General features: G+C 44.3%; 19 protein-coding genes. 15 read left to right on the forward strand and 4 right to left on the reverse strand.

What is annotated here, in order from left to right; all coding sequences use genetic code 11:
• Window positions 1-104: 104 nt before the first annotated feature.
• On the reverse strand, window positions 105-446 hold the full coding sequence (gene cutA / locus DL796_RS04925; RefSeq protein ID WP_110200542.1) for a divalent-cation tolerance protein CutA: 342 nt from the start codon (window positions 444-446) through the stop codon (window positions 105-107).
• Window positions 447-568: 122 nt separating this feature from the next.
• On the opposite strand from cutA, the gene DL796_RS04930 reads away from it, so the two are divergent.
• The 7 genes from DL796_RS04930 to DL796_RS04960 all read left to right on the forward strand — a co-directional run bounded on the left by DL796_RS04930 (window position 569) and on the right by DL796_RS04960 (window position 6620).
• Entirely contained in the window at window positions 569-1069 is a 501-nt protein-coding gene (locus tag DL796_RS04930; protein ID WP_110200543.1) for an FxsA family protein, read from the forward strand.
• Between the two features lie 115 nt (window positions 1070-1184).
• Window positions 1185-1475 carry a co-chaperone GroES gene (gene groES, locus DL796_RS04935; protein WP_110200544.1) on the forward strand — a complete coding sequence of 97 codons (291 nt, stop codon included), beginning with the start codon at window positions 1185-1187 and terminating at the stop codon, window positions 1473-1475.
• A gap of 33 nt (window positions 1476-1508) precedes the next feature.
• Window positions 1509-3155 carry a chaperonin GroEL gene (gene groL, locus DL796_RS04940; protein ID WP_110200545.1) on the forward strand — a complete coding sequence of 549 codons (1647 nt, stop codon included), beginning with the start codon at window positions 1509-1511 and terminating at the stop codon, window positions 3153-3155.
• A 247-nt stretch (window positions 3156-3402) separates the two neighbouring features.
• Window positions 3403-4086, forward strand: a complete 684-nt coding sequence (locus tag DL796_RS04945) for a hypothetical protein (protein WP_110200546.1) — start codon at window positions 3403-3405, stop codon at window positions 4084-4086.
• A 205-nt stretch (window positions 4087-4291) separates the two neighbouring features.
• Window positions 4292-5044, forward strand: a complete 753-nt coding sequence (locus tag DL796_RS04950) for a hypothetical protein (protein ID WP_110200547.1) — start codon at window positions 4292-4294, stop codon at window positions 5042-5044.
• Between the two features lie 70 nt (window positions 5045-5114).
• Window positions 5115-5747 (forward strand): carbonate dehydratase, encoded by a 633-nt coding sequence (gene can / locus DL796_RS04955; protein ID WP_110200548.1) that lies wholly within the window; start codon window positions 5115-5117, stop codon window positions 5745-5747.
• Window positions 5748-5840: 93 nt separating this feature from the next.
• A complete protein-coding gene (locus DL796_RS04960; RefSeq protein ID WP_110200549.1) occupies window positions 5841-6620 on the forward strand; it encodes a hypothetical protein in 780 nt (259 codons plus the stop codon).
• A 13-nt stretch (window positions 6621-6633) separates the two neighbouring features.
• Here DL796_RS04960 and DL796_RS04965 read toward each other — a convergent pair whose 3' ends face one another.
• Both DL796_RS04965 and DL796_RS04970 read right to left on the reverse strand, forming a co-directional pair.
• Window positions 6634-8001 (reverse strand): substrate-binding domain-containing protein, encoded by a 1368-nt coding sequence (locus DL796_RS04965; RefSeq protein WP_110200725.1) that lies wholly within the window; start codon window positions 7999-8001, stop codon window positions 6634-6636.
• A gap of 156 nt (window positions 8002-8157) precedes the next feature.
• Window positions 8158-8601, reverse strand: a complete 444-nt coding sequence (locus DL796_RS04970) for a YiiD C-terminal domain-containing protein (RefSeq protein ID WP_110200550.1) — start codon at window positions 8599-8601, stop codon at window positions 8158-8160.
• Between the two features lie 164 nt (window positions 8602-8765).
• Here DL796_RS04970 and DL796_RS04975 point away from each other — a divergent pair, with 164 nt between their 5' ends.
• The 7 genes from DL796_RS04975 (at window position 8766) to DL796_RS05005 (ending at window position 16610) form a co-directional block, all read left to right on the forward strand.
• Window positions 8766-10568, forward strand: coding sequence for a vWA domain-containing protein (locus DL796_RS04975; RefSeq protein ID WP_110200551.1), 1803 nt, complete (start codon window positions 8766-8768; stop codon window positions 10566-10568).
• A complete protein-coding gene (locus tag DL796_RS04980; protein WP_110200552.1) occupies window positions 10543-11295 on the forward strand; it encodes a sigma-70 family RNA polymerase sigma factor in 753 nt (250 codons plus the stop codon). Before DL796_RS04975 ends, DL796_RS04980 begins: the two co-directional genes overlap by 26 nt.
• A complete protein-coding gene (locus DL796_RS04985) occupies window positions 11292-12116 on the forward strand; it encodes a hypothetical protein (RefSeq protein ID WP_110200553.1) in 825 nt (274 codons plus the stop codon). The genes DL796_RS04980 and DL796_RS04985 overlap by 4 nt, the downstream gene beginning before the upstream one ends.
• Before the next feature lie 213 nt (window positions 12117-12329).
• Window positions 12330-13502, forward strand: a complete 1173-nt coding sequence (gene coxB, locus DL796_RS04990; protein WP_110200554.1) for a cytochrome c oxidase subunit II — start codon at window positions 12330-12332, stop codon at window positions 13500-13502.
• A gap of 2 nt (window positions 13503-13504) precedes the next feature.
• Window positions 13505-15064 carry a cytochrome c oxidase subunit I gene (gene ctaD, locus DL796_RS04995; RefSeq protein WP_110200555.1) on the forward strand — a complete coding sequence of 520 codons (1560 nt, stop codon included), beginning with the start codon at window positions 13505-13507 and terminating at the stop codon, window positions 15062-15064.
• 57 nt (window positions 15065-15121) lie between these two features.
• The gene (locus DL796_RS05000; protein WP_110200556.1) at window positions 15122-15676 is read left to right on the forward strand and encodes a cytochrome c oxidase assembly protein; all 555 of its coding nucleotides are present in this window, start codon (window positions 15122-15124) and stop codon (window positions 15674-15676) included.
• A 40-nt stretch (window positions 15677-15716) separates the two neighbouring features.
• The gene (locus DL796_RS05005; protein ID WP_110200557.1) at window positions 15717-16610 is read left to right on the forward strand and encodes a cytochrome c oxidase subunit 3; all 894 of its coding nucleotides are present in this window, start codon (window positions 15717-15719) and stop codon (window positions 16608-16610) included.
• An 86-nt stretch (window positions 16611-16696) separates the two neighbouring features.
• Here the strand turns inward: DL796_RS05005 and DL796_RS05010 are convergent, their stop codons facing one another.
• Window positions 16697-17353, reverse strand: coding sequence for a Fe2+-dependent dioxygenase (locus tag DL796_RS05010; RefSeq protein ID WP_110200558.1), 657 nt, complete (start codon window positions 17351-17353; stop codon window positions 16697-16699).
• Window positions 17354-17448: 95 nt separating this feature from the next.
• Between DL796_RS05010 and DL796_RS05015 the strand changes: the two genes are divergently transcribed.
• Window positions 17449-18291 (forward strand): hypothetical protein, encoded by an 843-nt coding sequence (locus tag DL796_RS05015; protein WP_110200559.1) that lies wholly within the window; start codon window positions 17449-17451, stop codon window positions 18289-18291.
• Window positions 18292-18380 lie beyond the last annotated feature (89 nt).

Below are 18380 nucleotides of genomic sequence, written 5' to 3' on the forward strand. Positions count from 1 at the left end.
CGAATGTCATTATCGGTTAAAAATCCACCGTTATAATACCAGTTTGGGCGGTAAAATCTTATGATTTACAAGGACTTTACATTAGGATGCAAATTCAAAAGAAATCACACCGAGTCATTGAGCCACTGCAAATAAGCCGTCGCGGCTTGCTCGATGTTGCAACTAATCAGCTCAAACACTTCATAAGGATGCTCTTCATTAAGCAATTCCTCGAGCTCTAGCATTAATTCTTCAGCCGTTTTGATGACCAATAAAACTTCTGGCTCTTTTTCAATCTGCCCCTGCCACTGGTACACACTGGTGATTGCTGGAATGATATTGACGCATGCAGCGAGGTTTTGTTGCACCATTTTTTCAGCTAATGACTCAGCTGTAGCTTGGTCGGGTGCGGTGCATAGCGCTATTTGAAAATTACGTTCAATCTCTTTGGATTTAGAAAAAACCATGGTGAAGCAGCCTTATTATGAACTTGTTATCGAGTATCTTGTCCCCATTATAACGGTATATAAAGCTTTGATAAGCTTTCCATTAATACACTTCAGCGAACGCTGATGGGAAACACGAATTTATGTGGTTCAGAAATTTTTTCTTACTTTTCATAGTTTTAGCGGTTGCTGAAATCTATGTCCTAATTAGCGTAGGCAGCTTAATTGGAGCTATTCCGACCATTGGCCTGATCCTATTGACCGGTATTATCGGCGTCACCATGCTAAAACAGCAGGGTTTTAGCGTCTTCGCCAAGCTGCAAGAAAAAATGCGCCAAGGGCAAGCGCCAGCGCAAGAAATGGTCGAAGGTGTCTTATTAATTATTGCTGGGGCTTTCTTAATCACACCAGGCTTTGTCACCGACGCTATAGGCTTCCTTTGGCTAATTCCACAAACTCGCGAATATTTCGCTAAGGCATTGATTAAAAAGGGAATGTTCAAAGTTCAAGGGATGCACGCTGGTGCTTCATATCAGGCTGGGGGCAACCCTTTTGGTCAGACGCGACCGCAGGATGATGAGAACACGGTGGATGGTGAATACGAACGAACGGATAAGCCAGAGCGCGATAGGTTAGAAAAATAGAAAAAAATTTAAAAAATTAGCACTCGATCCCCTTGAGTGCTAAAAAATTGACCCCATATCTTTTCCAACCAATTTTTCATAGTAAGTAAAACACTTTCTATTAGGAGAAAAAAACATGAGCTTACGTCCATTACATGACCGCGTCATTGTGCGTCGTTTAGAAGAAGAAACTACAACTGCTGGCGGTATCGTCATTCCAGACAATGCAAAAGAAAAGCCAAGCCGTGGCGAAATCATCGCTGTAGGTAATGGCAAGCCTTTAGAGTCTGGCGATGTACGTGCCCTAGACGTTAAAGTCGGCGATAAAGTTTTGTTCGGTAAATTTGCCGGTACAGAAGTTAAAGCCGATGGCGAAGAGCTTCTAGTATTACGCGAAGACGACATCATGGCTGTAATTGAAGGCTAATAAGAATACACTCAACGAATTTAGAGGAATTTAATCATGGCAAAAGACGTACGTTTTGGTGATGAAGCCCGTAAAGGTATGTTGCAGGGTGTTAATACACTAGCAAATGCTGTTCGCGTTACATTAGGCCCTAAAGGTCGTAACGTAGTTTTAGACAAATCATTTGGCGCACCGACTATCACTAAAGATGGTGTTTCTGTAGCGAAAGAAATCGAACTAGAAGATAAGTTCGAGAACATGGGCGCACAGATGGTTAAAGAAGTTGCATCGCAAACCAACGATATCGCTGGTGACGGTACAACGACTGCAACAGTACTAGCGCAATCTATCGTTAACGAAGGTTTAAAATCAGTTGCCGCTGGTATGAACCCAATGGATCTTAAGCGTGGTATCGACAAAGCTGTAGTTGCGGCGGTCGAAGAGCTAAAGAAAATCGCTGTACCATGTGAAGATCAAAAAGCTATCTCACAAGTAGGTACTATCTCAGCTAACTCTGACGAAAACGTTGGTAAAATCATTGCTGAAGCAATGCAAAAAGTTGGCAAAGAAGGCGTTATCACGGTTGAAGAAGGCTCTGGCCTAGACAACGAACTAGAAGTTGTTGAAGGTATGCAGTTTGACCGCGGTTACTTATCGCCATACTTCGTGACTGACACTGAAGGCATGATCGCCGATCTTGAAAACCCATACTTATTATTGGTCGACAAGAAAATCTCAAACATCCGTGAATTGCTACCAACATTAGAAGCAGTGGCTAAATCAAGTCGTCCGCTATTAATCGTAGCAGAAGATGTTGAAGGCGAAGCGCTAGCAACACTAGTTGTCAACAACATGCGCGGTATCGTAAAAGTTGCAGCTGTAAAAGCTCCTGGCTTTGGCGACCGTCGTAAAGCAATGTTAGAAGACATCGCAATCCTAACTGGCGCTACAGTAATTTCTGAAGACTTAGGTATGAGCTTAGAAAACACTGAGCTTGCACAGCTGGGTCAAGCGAAGCGTGTTCAAATCAGCAAAGACAACACTACTGTGATTGACGGTGCTGGTGACAAAGCTCAAATCGAAGGTCGCGTGAAGCAAATTCGTGCGCAAATCGAAGAAACGTCTTCAGACTACGACAAAGAAAAGCTTCAAGAGCGTGTGGCTAAATTAGCTGGCGGTGTTGCGGTCATCAAAGTTGGCGCAGCAACTGAAGTTGAAATGAAAGAGAAGAAAGACCGTGTTGACGATGCATTGCACGCAACTCGTGCAGCGGTTGAAGAAGGTGTTGTAGCCGGTGGTGGTACAGCTCTAGTACGCGTACTATCAAACCTAGGCGAGCTTCGTGGTGATAACGAAGACCAAAACGTAGGTATTAAAATTGCACTACGTGCGATGGAAGCTCCATTACGTCAAATCGTATCAAACGCTGGTGCAGAGCCTGCAGTAGTTGTTGCTAAAGTTAAAGAAGGCGAAGGTAACTTCGGCTATAACGCAGCAACAGGCGAGTTCGGCGACGTAGTAGAAATGGGTATCCTAGACCCAGCAAAAGTAACGCGTAGCGCGCTACAAAACGCAGCCTCTATCGCCGCACTAATGATCACTACCGAAGCAATGGTTACCGACCTACCTAAGAAAGACGAAGGTGCTGCTCCAGATATGGGCGGTATGGGTGGTATGGGTGGCATGCCAGGTATGATGTAATTTAACTTGCTGTTTTGATTTGTAACTTTGTTGCAGGCCTAATTGCGGTGCTCATTGGCTAGAGCCAACTCCGCGCCTCATTACAGCCTGCGCCGCGTTACAAAGCCAAAACATCTGCGTTAAATAGTTACTCTAAAAGGCTCTGCACTGCAGGGCCTTTTTATTATGTACAAATATTATAAGAAGCTAAAATAGCGGTGAATTGAAGCAGGGCGAAAACTAATACGGCAACTAATTGGAGAAAGGAATGATAAAGTTTATTACAGGTGTGTTTATAGGGTTTATGGCATGTTTTATAGTGCTTGAAGATATGGATAGTGGTACTAGAGTTGCTCAAGAGGCGGGTAACTCAAATGAGGCAATAAAAGAGTATGAGCAGAATAGTGATGTTATTGGTATGGATAACTCTGATAATAACTCACTGGTTATAAAAAGGCTTGAAGCTAAAAATAAAGAGTTAAGTGAAGAGCTAGCTGAGCTTAAAGCTAATAAAGGCGCAGCGCCTATTAGACCTATCAAGTCTTTGCAAGAGCCTGATGTAGAGAAAGCATTTTATCAAGACTTACCTGAAACCCATAAGGATATGTTAAATTTCGATAACATTGGGACGAGATTTGGCTTTCTAGAGTCTGTGCATGCGGAGTTTATAACTGAAGAGAAAAATGATCATTGGGCGCTTGAAAAAGAACAGCAAATAGAGAGTTATCTGTATAGCCACCCTAGCTCAGAGCTTTTTAGACTTATAGGGGTTAAGTGTAAAACAAGCATTTGTGAAATTTATGCAACAGTGTATTCATTAGACAACGCTGTGTGGAGCCAGGTTGTTAATGATATGAAGCTACAAGCTTGGTGGGAAAGCAAATTTAATACGGTGACTGTTCAAAAAAGAAATACTAAAGGTGAACTGAACGTTTTTACGGTATTACAATAAATGCTAATTATAAGAGCCTCGCAATCGCGGGGCTTTTTTTCGTCTGTAATAAAGTGTCGGATTTGTGTCAATAGTCTCTATATGCGGTATTTTTTGTCTGCTTAGCGTAATGGTGCTAGAAATAAGCGGAAGTGTTGGTAAAGTAGGTCGCTCGTATAAACTTCGAACTTTAATTAAGTAAGTACAGTAGGGAGAGGATGTAAATATGGAGACGATATTAAAAGTTGCTCTTGGCGTTGTTATTGGGGCCGTAGGTTATGGGCTTTTGCAACCAAAGCAGGAAGTGCTGGAGCCTGCGATATCTGAAAACGTTGTAGAAAAAGATGAGGGAAGCGATTCGGATGATTTCTTTAGCGCAGATCCTCGAGTGGATGAGCCTGCAGGCGGCGATAAGGAAGACGAAACTAGGGGTAAGAAGAAAGCTGTTTCGCTGGATGAGCTTAATAAAAACAAGAATATAGGGCCTTCTTCTAATCCAAATGGCGTTGTTGTTGGTGGCAATAAACCTTCGTCTGGAGTAGGGGCAACACCGACGGATTTTTCACAGGCAAACTCTGAAAATGAAGTGAGCGAGTATCTTCGCGACTTTCCTGAGGAGTATCATCAGTTATTAGACCCGCCTGAGCGTCGTAAGGATTTGCCAGAGCTACATCGCGATTTAATGAATGAGGAGCAAGACTTGAGCTGGGGCCCTGCGATAGAGCAGCAAATAACAACTTTTGTTATGAATCATCCGTATTCAAACTATTTGTTGGATTTTCGAGTAACTTGTAAAACGACAATGTGTGAGATGATGTCTAAAGTCGACATTGAGCATACCAAGAAGTGGAATGAATTGGCGATCGAAATGACTAAAGAGGGGTGGTGGGAGTTTACGGGGACTAGCTCTTCTGGAACTTACACTAAAGATAAGCGCTATTATGTGAATATTCGGGTGATGCAAAGAAAGAAAAAGTAAAAATTTGTTGCTGAGTTAGGAATAAATTCCATGTTATTATGTGCCTACGGTCTAAAACACGTTACAAACAATGAGCGACGTAAAAAAACTTCTTGAGCAAAATCGTGAGTGGGCAGCCAATAAACTGGGTGAGAAGCCTGATTTTTTCAATGAGCTTTCTGAGCAACAAGCACCAAAGTATTTTTGGATCGGTTGTTCTGATAGCCGCGTTCCTGCAAACCAAATTACAGGATTGATGCCAGGTGAGGTTTTTGTTCACCGTAATGTGGCTAACGTAGTATCGCACGTTGACTTGAATTGCTTGTCAGTGATGCAGTTTGCGGTAGAAGTATTAAAGGTTGAGCATATTATTGTCTGTGGCCATTATGGTTGTGGTGGTGTTAACGCAGCTTTAAGTAACAAGCAACTAGGCTTAATCGATAGCTGGTTAACCAACATTAAAGATGTGTATATTAAGCACGAAGAGAAATTTAAGACTATAACTGATGAGTCAGAGCGTTCTGACTTAATGTGTGAATTGAACGTAATTCAGCAAGCGCAAAACGTCTGTGAATCAACCATCGTACAAGATGCTTGGAAGCGCGGACAAAAACTTAGCGTTCATGGCTGGTGCTACAGTCTGAAAAATGGTCATATCAAAGATTTAGAAGTGTCCACTAGCGGGCCGTCAAAGAATCATGAGATATACCAGTACGAACGTTAATAGAAAAAGGTCAGCAATCGCTGACCTTTTTTATGGCTGACTTATAAGCGTTTGTTCTTAGCCTTGTATAAAAAGGCGTAGTGAGGGGGGAGTATGGCTAGCGTGAGAGAGAAGTTAGAGGCTGAATGGGCGTATCGACTGATGTCGCCAATCGGTGTTTATCCTAGAAGCGAAATACATGCTGATGATATCTCCTTAGTGGTTACCGATTCATTGGTCGCGTTCGCCTCTAGCGGTGACGGCACTAATCAAGAGCTTTTTTATACGGCAATACTTACTTCGTCAGTCGCTGCAAGCGAGCATCTACGGCTATACCCCTTTCCGTATCAGCATCAATTGCTGGATTCATGCAGCCCGCAGGGGCTTGGCAAGCAACTAGAGTTTGATGTGCGGCAGAAGCTTGTTGCAGAGTTTGCGACAGAAGGTGAAACCGTTCCAGAGTTTGATTGGTACGAAAATGCAAAAGGTGCTTCGCTTCCCCCCATTCTAAACGGCACAGGGTATCACTTTGCGGATATTGAAATCGATATCACCTGTGCGCAACATATCTATCAAATCCTAAAAAGCTCTGCCTGCCCAAAGTTGGCGGGCGCAAGCAAGGCTCTAAATCAATGTAATGCGCTGAGTGCTCATTTTCAGTTTCGAGAGGAAGCAAGCGGGCTGCTATTCGATTGTTTACGCTTAATGCAAGAGGTCGATGACTTTCACGCAGTCAGTGCCCAGCTGTCGACTATGCTTGCACAGCTGGGCGATAGCGCCGAAGATTATTTGATTTCGCGTCAGCAAATGTCGAAGAACCTCAGTCCTATTGAGTTCCATCGAGTATTTGTTCAGACCTGTAGCCAGCTTCGTAAGCACTTACTTGGCTTGTAAGCGATGCATTTACTTAGCGTCCGACCCAAATCTCAACTCGCTGGTTTTTGGCCCGACCATTTGCAGTATCATTAGAGGCAATGGCGCCGCGACTGCCATAACCTTGGGTGTAGAAAGGATTCACGCCCAGTTTTTCAAGTTTTGCGCTGATGGTGTTGGCTAACTCTTTAGATAGAGTCTTGTCGTGGGAAGCGTCTAGACTTTCTGCGCTAAAGCCGAAAACAAAAACATCACTGATAGCGTTGTGTTTTATGTAATCGACAAGGCGACCGATATCTCGTTGCCCTTTATTATCAAGTTTTAGATTGTGATCAAAGTGAAAGGTGACCGATAAACGCTTTGATTCACGAATCATATTTAAGTAACGAGGTGGATAGTTTCGATTAAAGTGTACTGTGGCATCATTGATCATTAACGAGACAAGATTACTTTCCTCGACAACTTTTTGAGCTTCATCTTTCAGTACGAAATCAATAAATTGCTGTGCGTAAGGGTTAGTGCTGTTCGCCGGTAGATATAAATATAAACGACGACTTAGGGCGTAATCCTCGGTGCTAACGGTAAATGTGTTAGGCATGAAATATAGGGATGCTCCTGCTTCTGCGACAGCGATGGGCTTGGCGTCATTGACATAAGGCAGGGCAACAAAGCCGATAGCGCCCTGAGTCGTGCTTACTAGTTTTGATAACTTTCCCGAAGACTCAAAACGCTTAGCCTGCGGTGACAGCGCGACTTTGTGGCGCTTTAAGACGAGGGATTTAAAAGTATCGTAGGTTCCAGACTGCTCGTCACGAGCAAATAACTTAATTGGTCTATCGTTACCCCCAAGCTCACTCCAATTGGTGACTTTCCCTGAAAAGATATGAGCCAACTGCTCGGTATTTAACTGTTTAATGGCGATATCGGGATGGACAATCACCGCAAGACCATCAACGGCTATGGTATATTCACTGTCGATAGCACTTAAGTCGCCATGCTTTTCTAAAAGTTCGCTACGTTCACTGTCCTTAATTCTCCGCGAAGCCATGGCAATATCGGTTTCATTATGTGCTAAAGCTTTAAAACCTGTGGAGCTACCGTGAGCCTTTATTTCAATGGCTGAAGATTTGCCATTTGGCAGAACTCCTGAGACTGTTTTTTCGACGGCGTGAGTCTGAGATAATTGAATATTTCGAGCGCCTAACTTTTCAAGGAAGCGCTGAGCTAAGGCCGGGGCAAGCTTTTCACCGATAGTGTTAGAGCCACTTAGGGTGAAGAGTATTTCGGACTCGGTTAAGGCACTGTTTCTTGAGTCACCTTGAGGCTCACTGGCTGAGCCAACTGATAAATAAAAGCATAATAAGCAGGCCGCTATAAAGCGGCTGAAAAGGGAATTGGGCATTAACAAAACCTCTATGCGCATAATCTGCGCACTTATATAAAAACAGAATGGCGCTAATTATAGAGGTTGGTTATAGGCTCAGTATGACAATTTCATGACAGCGAATTGAATATATCGTGATGACGACGCAAAGTGTGAGAAGGCTCCTTGTTGTTACTATTTTCCCACAAGGGCAAAGTTAGCACTGAGGATTGCTTTGATAATGCCATCTTCCACAAGGTTAATCTCAAGCTCTATTCGTGCACGGTTCTTTCGCTTAAAAGATGCAACAAAAGAGTCGATGAGATCATCGCTCTCCACTCGACATTCAGCAACAATGTCACCATTGATAGGTTTTTTATACTGAATATTAGCTTTGGCTAAAACCACCGAGCCTTCGAGGTTATGTTGTAGCGCTAAGCTTGTGACCAGTGACCAACCGGCGATTGTTGCAACGGTATAAATACTTCCAGCAAAAGCGGTGTTATGAATGTTTTTATTGGCTTCGAAAGGAGCCATTACACGAATACTGCTCTCGGTAAGTTCTTGAATTCGAATATCAAGTGCTTGAGTAATTGGGATTTCCTGGTGCACCAGGCTTTCTAGCTGTTTGTGGTTCATGGTTGGAATGGTTTCGACTAATTAAGCTCACTCTATCAATTTTTTAAAAAAAGTTAACCCTTTTTAGGTACGACCACGTTTATAGAGGTAAATCGAAGGCTTAGAGCCTGTTACTGGGGACTGAGCGCTAGAGAATGATGAAAATACTTAAATAGGAGTTAAGCATGAAAACGAATCACAAATCTGCAACCTTTAAATACGCTTTAGTCGCTAGTTTGGTGATGGTTTCTTTAAGCGCTTGTCAAAGCTCAAAAGACCATAAGTCTGATGACGTTAAGGTTGCCACTTCCGAGCAGCGTGAATTAACAGATCGAGTTAAGAGTCATGCTAAAAAAGAGCAAGCACACAACAGCGCGAAACAACGAGCGTTACAAGTCGAGCGTAAGCAAAGACAGGTAGCAAAAGAAGCTGAAAAGGTAATTGTCGTTGGCTCAAGAGTCGCTCTTAGTGAATTAGACTATGCAGCGCCACAAAAAGTAATGGTGTCGAGCCCACACCCTGTTGCGGGCACACCTTTGGTTAATCATGAGCAGTATCGAAACGAAAAGTACCAAAAGATAGAAGCTTCTGACGTCCACTCTACAAGAGAGCAGCCTGTTTCTACCTTTAGTATCGATGTCGATACAGGGTCTTATTCCAACGTTAGACGCATGCTAAATAACGGACAGCTACCGCCGACCGATGCGGTTCGCCTAGAAGAGTTTGTAAACTATTTTAATTACGACTACCCAACGCCAGACTCGAAGGAGATGCCTTTCTCAGTATCGACAGAAGTCATGACGGCGCCGTGGAATAAGGAGGCGAAGTTACTACAAATTGGTATTAAAGGTTATGAAGAGGCATCGAGTGAGTTGCCCCCTTCTAATTTGGTTTTCTTAGTCGATGTGTCTGGTTCAATGCGCAGCCCTAACAAGTTAGGCTTGGTGAAAAAGGCGTTAAAGATGTTGGCTAAAGGCAGTCGTGAGCAAGATACGATCTCGCTGGTGGTGTATGCCGGCGCATCGGGCGTGGTGCTAGAGCCTACGGCAGCTAACGATCGTATAAAAATAGAGCAAGCGCTCGACAGCCTGATTGCTGGAGGCTCGACCAATGGTGGAGCAGGCATCGAGCTGGCTTATAAAATGGCGGAAAAAGCTTTTATCAAAGATGGTATTAACCGCGTGATCTTAGCGACGGATGGCGACTTTAATGTGGGTACTGTAAATCGTGAGCAACTGATCGATATGGTTGAGCGCAAACGCAAAACGGGTATTGGTTTTAGCGCGCTAGGTTTCGGTACGGGTAACTATAACGAACACCTTATGGAACAGCTCGCAAATAAAGGCAACGGCAACTACGGCTATATAGATAACTTGCTGGAAGCTAAAAAGCTGCTTGTCGATCAGCGAGCTGGAACCTTAATGACCATTGCCAAAGACGTAAAAATTCAGGTGGAGTTTAATCCAGCTGTGGTCGCTGAGTATCGATTGCTAGGCTACCAGAATCGTATGTTAGAGCGTGAAGACTTTAATAACGACAAGGTGGATGCGGGTGAAATTGGTGCCGGCCATACGGTGACAGCTTTGTATGAGGTGGTGCTGCAAGACTCTGAGGGTAAGCGAATGGAGCCCTTGCGTTATAGCAGCAACGAAAAAACTGAGGACCATAAGCTGACAGAAGCGGCGATGATCAGCTTGCGTTATAAATTACCTGATGAAGATAAAAGTACTCTTTATCGCGACTACCTTCAGGCAGAAACACTAAAGCAATCAAAAGGTGGTGACAACATACGATTCGCGGCTAGTGTGGCAGGCTTTGCCGAGTTACTCCGTGGTGGACAGTTCTTAGGTGACTGGAGCTGGGACGAAGCACAACAATTAGCGCAAGCCTCGAAAGGGCAGGATGTTAACGGCTATCGAGGTGAGCTAATGCAGCTGATCAGTATGGCAAAATTGTTGGACGATGAAGCGGTTGTTGGCGCACGCTAGGAATCGCAAAAGAGCCATGACGATTATGAAGATGCTTGCACAAAGCCAAGTCTGCAGTCACTATAAAGAGGTTACTTTAACCCCAGAGATCGATAATAAGGCTAGGTATTTGAAAGACAGTGCAGGTTGTACCCATTCTGAGTCTAAGGAGAAAGAGCCTGCCATTAGCGATGAGGCGCTGATGGCGGGCTTTGCTACAGGAAACATTAAGGCGTTTGAAACGTTGTATGGTCGCCATAAAGATTCATTACTGCGCTTCTTTTTGCGTCAAGTGAGTAGCAAAAGTGAAGCCGAAGAATTGTTTCAAGATACCTGGCAACGTCTGATAAAACACAGCAACTCCTACAAAAGCTCGGCTAAGTTCACGACCTACTTATACCACATTGCTCGCACCCGCCTGATCGACTTATACCGAAGTAATGGCCGTCAAAAAGAATTTACTCAGGCCAACGAGGGCTGGGAAGATAAAGCCGAAAGCGAGCAAAGTTTTGAACCACAAAGCACACTAGAGTATGAGCGCTCTAAACAGCAATTCCTAAGTGCGCTGGAAAAGCTGCCCGCCTTGCAGCGAGAGGTGGTGGTGATGAAGCTTGAAACTGGTATGACGGTGAACGAGATCGCAGAAGTGGTACAGGAAAAACCTGAGGCGATTAAAAGTCGATTACGTTACGGAATGGAAAAATTAAAGCATTATCTAAGTGACCTTGAAACGGAGGTCGCGTCATGAGCAACGATATGAAAAACGAGCAAGACACAAAGCAGAAGCTAGCGAAAGCATATCAAGAGGCTAGCGATGAAACGACGAGCCCAGAGCTTGATGCGTCTATTATGGCGTTTGCTCAAAAAGAGTTAGAGTCGCGTCAGCAGGCTGAGAATAACCTAAGCTGGTGGACGCGCTTAAAACTTCCGGTATCTATGGCGGCGGCGTTGGTAGTTACAGTTGGCATTGCTCGCTTTATGGTTGAGCTAGGTTATGGCCAGCCGGACTTTGCCGAACATTATTCGTCAGAGTCTACGGCTGCTCAAAAAACGAACACCATTGTTTTGCAAGATGAACACTTTACAGAGCAAGATATAGTCGCTTCTGCGCCTGCTAAAAAAGAGAAAATAAGTCAGCGCCAGATTTTAGAACAGCGAGAGCAAGAGTTGCAGCGGCTTGCAGTTGTTGGAGCAAGGGTTCAAAACGAAGAGGTGGCGCGGTCAAAAAAGATACAACAGGCTGAGCAAGAAAGGTCGTACATGGCTGATGCCGCCGCGCTGGAAGCGAAAGAGATCATGCATGAAGATGCTACTCTAGCCTTAACGGCCAAGGCAGCAGAGCCGCCAGAAAAAAATCGCTTACCGTCGGCTGAAGTGGTTGAGTACACGGGGAGCCAAGACGCAATTGATGCGCCATATCTACCAGCAGAAGAGTGGTTAGCTAAAATCGAGTCGCTACTTGAAAGTGGTGACAAAGAAAAAGCCAAAGAGCAGTGGAAAAAATTTAAAAAAATATATCCTAATTTTCCGATTGAAACGCCCAAAAAACAACGACTGGAGCAAATCTAGCAGGGGTTATTGATAACTTTTTTGATAGAAAATGTTGTGGTCTGCCTAGTTTTTTTCATACATTGGGAGTAGTATGTTTGCCTAAATGTTGACCCAAATCATTGTGAAGCTGTTCTGCTTTAGAGTAGGACGGGGGTTTTTTTAGTGTTTGGGCCGTTTGTTTTTTAATAATAAATTCCGCATCAGCGGATAAATAGTAATGGAGAGAAGAGCATGTCATTGTTCCGCAAAATGGCTTTGTTCGTTGCTTCTTTCTCAGCCTTATTGTTGAGTGGTTGTGGTGACGATATAAAGTACAATATGCGTGAGGGTGTGACCGAAATTAGTAGAGAAGTCTACGAATTGCATATGATCGCTATCTGGGTCTGTGTGATTATCGGTATTATCACGTTCGGCGTAATGTTTTATTCGATGTTCGCACATCGTAAAAGTAAAAATCCAAACCCTGCTAAGTTTTCTCACAGCACCGTTGTTGAGATTATCTGGACTGCCATCCCTTTTATTATTCTTATCGCACTAGCTGTTCCTGCGATTGGTTTATTAATCAAAATGGAAGACGCTAGTGATTCAGAACTTACCGTTATGGTTAAGGGCTATCAGTGGAAGTGGGAATATAAGTATATTGATGGCGACGACAACTTAGCGAATGACGTAAGATTCTTTTCTAACTTAGATCAAGCTTCGCGTGATATGTCGAGAAATGCCGGCTCTGGCTTCTCTGGCGTTAAGATTGAAGACGAAAACTATCTATTAGAAGTCGACAACCCATTGGTAATCCCTGTTAATAAAAAAGTTCGCTTCTTAGTCACTTCGGATGATGTGATTCACTCTTTCTGGGTGCCTGATTTCTCAGTGAAGAAGGACGCTATTCCAGGTTTCATCAATGAAGTTTGGGCCAAAGTAGACGAGCCAGGCACTTATCGAGGTGTTTGTGCTGAGCTTTGTGGCCAAGACCATGGCTTCATGCCGATTGTGGTCAAAGTATTACCGCAGGATGAGTACGATGCTTGGTATGCCGAGAAGGTTGCCGAAGCAGAAGCAGGTCCTGATTTGAACGAGCGTACCATGAGCCAGTTAATGGCTGAAGGTGAAGCTGCGTACAACACTTATTGTAAAGCATGTCATATGGAAAATGGTCAGGGTAGTGGTCCATTCCCATCATTGGTCGGCACCGAGATGGTAACTGGTGAAGGTAGCTTAACCAAGCATATCGACACTGTATTAAACGGTGTACCAGGAACGGCCATGCAAGCGTTCGGCAATCAATTAACCGAAGCCGAAATTGCTGCAATTATCACTTATGAGCGTAATGCTTGGGGCAACGATACGGGTGATATAGTACAGCCACAAGAAATTCACGATATTAAAAATGGTGGAGGGGAATAATCATGGCTGACCATAAACCAAAAGGTATTTCTCGCTGGTTGTTTACGACCAACCACAAAGACATTGGTACTATGTACCTTGTGTTCTCATTCATCATGTTCTTAGTTGGTGGCGCCATGGCAATGGTTATCCGTGCCGAGCTATTCCAACCTGGGTTACAGTTTGTGGAACCAGATTTCTTCAACCAGATGACCACCATGCACGGCTTGGTGATGGTCTTTGGTGCTGTAATGCCAGCGACCGTAGGTTTAGCGAACTGGCTGATCCCAATGATGATTGGGGCGCCAGATATGGCGTTACCTCGTATGAACAACTGGAGCTTCTGGATCTTGCCAGCAGCTTTCGGCTTGTTGTTATCAACGCTATTCATGGAAGGCGGTGCGCCTAACTTCGGTTGGACTTTCTACGCGCCACTTTCGACAACCTATGGTCCAGAATCAACGGACTTCTTTATTTTTGCCATCCATTTAATGGGTATTTCATCCATCATGGGTGCGATTAACGTTATTGTGACTGTATTTAATATGCGTGCACCAGGAATGACGTTGATGAAGATGCCGATGTTCGTTTGGACTTGGTTGATTACAGCGTTCTTGTTAGTCATGGTTATGCCAGTACTTGCTGGTGCAGTGACTATGATGCTGACCGATCGTAACTTCGGCACTTCGTTCTTTGATGCTGCCGGTGGTGGTGACCCTGTCTTATTCCAGCACGTGTTCTGGTTCTTCGGTCACCCAGAAGTTTACATCATGATCTTACCAGCGTTTGGTATCGCTTCTGCGATTATCCCGACCTTCGCACGTAAGAAATTGTTTGGTTATTCTTCGATGGTTTACGCTACAGCGTCGATTGCGTTCCTATCCTTCATCGTTTGGGCGCACCACATGTTCACCGTGGGTATGCCAGTTAAGGGTGAGCTCTTCTTTATGATAGCGACCATGCTGATTGCGGTGCCAACAGGGGTAAAAGTCTTCAACTGGATCGCAACCATGTGGAGAGGTTCGATTACCTATGAAACTCCAATGCTTTACGCTTTGGCGTTCGTTATCCTCTTTACCATTGGTGGCTTCTCTGGAGTAATGTTAGCGTTAACTCCAGTCGATTGGCAGTATCACGATACTTATTTCGTGGTAGCGCATTTCCACTATGTATTGTTCCCAGGTGCGATTTTCGGAACCATGGCGGCAGTGTATTATTGGCTACCTAAGTGGACAGGCCGTATGTACGATGAGAAGTTGGCGAAGTGGCACTTCTGGTTATCGATTGTATTCGTTAACTTGACCTTCTTCCCAATGCACTTCTCGGGTCTTGCGGGAATGCAGCGTCGTGTTCCAGACTATGCAATCATGTTCTCAGACTTCAATATGATGTCGAGTATTGGCGCATTCGGACTCGGCTTAATGCAGTTACTTTTCGCTTGGATCCTAATCAAAGTATGTATTCTTGAGAAAGGTGAGAAAGCGACTGATCGAGTTTGGGAAGATGCTGAAGGGCTTGAGTTTACTCACCTGCCTTCGCCAGCGCCGTATCACACCTTTGATACGCCACCAAAAATTGATTAGTTTGAACTGATTAACGAGTTTAATAATTGTTGATAAGACGAAACCGAGGTTAAAGCAATGAGCCAAGAGCAAGTCCAGAATGATAATAAAGTAATGACAAAGAAGTTATTTGTCGTTGTTATCATCATGGTGGCTTTTGGCTTTGCGATGGTGCCTTTATACGATGTCTTTTGCCAGATCACAGGCCTTAATGGAAAGGTTAATGGCTTAGCCGTTTACGAAGAACAAGAGCCGGATATGAGTCGTGAGATTAAGATCCAATTCATGACCATTAACAAAGGCGATATGCCTTGGGACTTCCGCCCAGTTCAAACCGAAATTAAGGTACATCCTGGTAAAGAGTATGAAGTGCTTTTTGCAGTGAAAAATCGTACTGGTAAGAAAATGATAGGACAGGCTATTCCAAGCTTTTCGCCAAATTTAACGGCTCAGTATTTCAATAAAACGGAATGCTTCTGCTTTAATCAGCAGATTTTAGCCGCTGGTGAAAGCGAAGAAATGCCTATGCGCTTCTTTGTCGACAAAGACATTCCAGAGCGTTACGACACTATCACTCTGGCTTACACGTTGCATAACGTAACGCCAGAAGACGACCAAATCGCATCAAAATAATAGTAACCATAAGTGGTACGTCTTAAACGGAGACCGAAACATGAGTGAACAAGAAAATACGGAATACGAAAAGTATTATGTACCAGCACAGAGTAAGCTGCCGTTTATTGGTTCAATTGGCTTATTGCTGACAGCCTACGGCGCGGCTCGAATGGTACAGGGTAATTACCCAGAAGCATACATACTATATTTGGGCTTAGCGGTATTAATTTATATGCTATCCACATGGTGGAGCAGCACTATCCGAGAATCTCGAGATGGGTTGTATAGCGCGCAAATGAGCCGCTCTTTCCGCCAAGGTATGATTTGGTTTATTACATCAGAAGTGATGTTCTTCGCCGCCTTCTTTGGTGCGCTTTTCTATGGCCGTGTATTGGTTATGGAGTGGCTAGGTGGTAGCAGCAATAATGCAGCAACCCACGATTTTCTATATCCTGATTGGGTGCCAAGTTGGCCAATGACTGCAACGCCAGGTGAGCTGAACAATGATGCGCCTAAATCTTGGGAAGCAATGGGTGCCTGGGGCTTGCCAGCAATTAATACGGCAATCCTATTATTCTCATCATTTACCTTAACCATTGCACACCACGCGTTACTTGAGAAGAACCGCCAAACGCTAATCTTATTCACCGCCATTACGGCAGCTCTTGGTTGTATCTTCCTTGGATTGCAGGTTTGGGAATACATTCATGCTTACCAAGAAATGGGCTTGACTCTAGGAAGTGGTTTCTATGGCTCAACATTCTTTATGTTAACCGGCTTCCACGGCTTGCACGTTACCGTGGGTACCATCTTCTTGATTGTCATGACCCTGCGTTGTGCTAAGGGTCACTTTACTCCAAAAGACCATTTCGCTTATGAAGCGGGAGCATGGTACTGGCACTTCGTTGATGTGGTGTGGGTATTACTCTTTATCTTTGTTTACGTACTGTAGACAAGTGAGTGGAAATTAAAAGAACCGCCTTCGGGCGGTTTTTTTATGGCTGTCTTAAGTGGCTAGGGTGAACTATGTAATAACTCTTAATCAGCCCATTCACGTAGCAGGTTATTGTAACTTTTACTTAATCGATCGTACTGTGGTGTTTTGCCGCGCTGATCAAATTCTTCTTGCATTGAGCATTTTAAATCAAACAATAGCTCGCGCTGATGAGGATGACGAATATGACTTTGAATCCAACCAACCATAGCCAGACGCTGGCCCTTGCGGACCGGGTTAACCCGATGTAAATAATGGCTGGGGTAAAGCAGCAGATCGCCCGAGCCGAGTTTCCAGCTCCGTTCACCGGTCATATCTTCGATAACAAGCTCGCCACCTTCAAAAGTGTTTATGTCACTTAAGCCGAGGGTAAAAGAAATATCAGTACGAACCTGGCCCATAAGAGCGTCATCCACATGAAGGCCGTATTCTTGTTGGGCTTGATACTGATTGACCATAACGTTTGTGAATTGCTTTACAAAGGTAGCGCTTTGAAACAGGCGGTTCTTTTTAAGGTGATTTAATAACATAAAAAGTGCAGCAGGCTTTTCGCCGCGTAGCCGTAATTGACGGTTGTTTTTGACCTGCTTAGCAGCGCGTCCAGCAGTGTCGCGGCCGTCGGTGAAAGGCTCCTGCAAAAGGGCTTCAGTGATAGCAGCCAACGTAGCCGGCTCTACTGCATTTTGGATCTGTAAAATCATAGTGTTTCAACTTTTTGCTATTGTGCTATTGAGAATTATTCGCATTTATGAAACTATGCACAGTATATCAATATCGAGTATCGAAAGGTAATCTTATGTCGAGTAAAAGTTTTGAGAAGCGTAAAGTTTGGATGAGTGTTGGTACGGCGCTATTAGCAACCAGCGTGACGGCCGCAAGTGCCAATGGACAAGAGGCGTTTGATTCTGTTTCTGCATCTGCTTCGATGATGAGTGTATCTGCTGCAGCGCTGAATGAGGGCGAAGGCGGTGAAGGTGAGGGTGGCGAGGGCGAAGGCTCAGCCAAAGCCGACTTACGCACAGATAATGCCGCTTATTTAGCACGATTAGGCTTAATACGCGGGCATTTATGGGTTGGTATTAAGCTGTATCAAGAAGGTCATTTAGCGATGGCGAAAACACACATGAAACACCCAAAAGATGAATTGTATGCAGGTTTAGAGCCAGTATTTGAAGCTCGTGGAGTAAGCGGGTTTGCAAAAGAGTTGTCAGCGCTAGCAGATGCCGTGAACAATGAGCAAGGTGACGAGGCTGTGAATAGTGCTTACTCAGCTTTGCTTAAAGCCATCGATCGTAGCGAAAACCTTGCAAGCAAGAGTGCCAAAGAGGCCTTGATAAGTATTAGCCAAATGATTCGAACTGCGGCTGATGAGTATGCGATTGGCGTTAAGAAAGGCGCCATCGTTAATGTACACGAGTATCAAGACGCTTACGGTTTTACTGAAATTGCGATTGAGCGTTTAGATCGATTGACGGCTGAACAACAGAAGCAGGCGGCGGAAGATATTGAGCGCACAAAGCAGTTATTGCTCGAGCTGCGCACCTTATGGCCTAAGGTGAACCCAGAAGGCAGCGTTGAAGGCGACGCGGCCAGTTTGTATGGCACCGCTGCCCGTATCGAGTTAATGGCACTGAACTAAACATTGATAAGATTAATAAAGCCGCCTTCGGGCGGTTTTTTTATGATTGTTAAATTTTATTTAGATGATTGTTTATAAGGTATCGAAGG

Source organism: Kangiella spongicola (genome assembly GCF_003194565.2).
GTDB classification, from domain to species: domain Bacteria; phylum Pseudomonadota; class Gammaproteobacteria; order Enterobacterales; family Kangiellaceae; genus Kangiella; species Kangiella spongicola.

Excerpts from the sequence above, each read along its gene's own strand:
- DL796_RS04985 (WP_110200553.1), top strand. The coding sequence starts at position 11,292 with ATGAGCAACGATATGAAAAACGAGCAAGACACAAAGCAGAAGCTAGCG.
- DL796_RS04975 (WP_110200551.1), top strand. The coding sequence starts at position 8,766 with ATGAAAACGAATCACAAATCTGCAACCTTTAAATACGCTTTAGTCGCT.
- ctaD (WP_110200555.1), top strand. The coding sequence starts at position 13,505 with ATGGCTGACCATAAACCAAAAGGTATTTCTCGCTGGTTGTTTACGACC.
- DL796_RS04960 (WP_110200549.1), top strand. The coding sequence starts at position 5,841 with ATGGCTAGCGTGAGAGAGAAGTTAGAGGCTGAATGGGCGTATCGACTG.
- DL796_RS05005 (WP_110200557.1), top strand. The coding sequence starts at position 15,717 with ATGAGTGAACAAGAAAATACGGAATACGAAAAGTATTATGTACCAGCA.
- DL796_RS04950 (WP_110200547.1), top strand. The coding sequence starts at position 4,292 with ATGGAGACGATATTAAAAGTTGCTCTTGGCGTTGTTATTGGGGCCGTA.
- coxB (WP_110200554.1), top strand. The coding sequence starts at position 12,330 with ATGTCATTGTTCCGCAAAATGGCTTTGTTCGTTGCTTCTTTCTCAGCC.
- DL796_RS04965 (WP_110200725.1), bottom strand. The coding sequence starts at position 8,001 with ATGCCCAATTCCCTTTTCAGCCGCTTTATAGCGGCCTGCTTATTATGC.
- groES (WP_110200544.1), top strand. The coding sequence starts at position 1,185 with ATGAGCTTACGTCCATTACATGACCGCGTCATTGTGCGTCGTTTAGAA.
- DL796_RS04970 (WP_110200550.1), bottom strand. The coding sequence starts at position 8,601 with ATGAACCACAAACAGCTAGAAAGCCTGGTGCACCAGGAAATCCCAATT.
- DL796_RS04980 (WP_110200552.1), top strand. The coding sequence starts at position 10,543 with ATGAAGCGGTTGTTGGCGCACGCTAGGAATCGCAAAAGAGCCATGACG.
- DL796_RS05015 (WP_110200559.1), top strand. The coding sequence starts at position 17,449 with ATGTCGAGTAAAAGTTTTGAGAAGCGTAAAGTTTGGATGAGTGTTGGT.
- DL796_RS05010 (WP_110200558.1), bottom strand. The coding sequence starts at position 17,353 with ATGATTTTACAGATCCAAAATGCAGTAGAGCCGGCTACGTTGGCTGCT.
- can (WP_110200548.1), top strand. The coding sequence starts at position 5,115 with ATGAGCGACGTAAAAAAACTTCTTGAGCAAAATCGTGAGTGGGCAGCC.
- DL796_RS04930 (WP_110200543.1), top strand. The coding sequence starts at position 569 with ATGTGGTTCAGAAATTTTTTCTTACTTTTCATAGTTTTAGCGGTTGCT.
- cutA (WP_110200542.1), bottom strand. The coding sequence starts at position 446 with ATGGTTTTTTCTAAATCCAAAGAGATTGAACGTAATTTTCAAATAGCG.
- DL796_RS05000 (WP_110200556.1), top strand. The coding sequence starts at position 15,122 with ATGAGCCAAGAGCAAGTCCAGAATGATAATAAAGTAATGACAAAGAAG.
- DL796_RS04945 (WP_110200546.1), top strand. The coding sequence starts at position 3,403 with ATGATAAAGTTTATTACAGGTGTGTTTATAGGGTTTATGGCATGTTTT.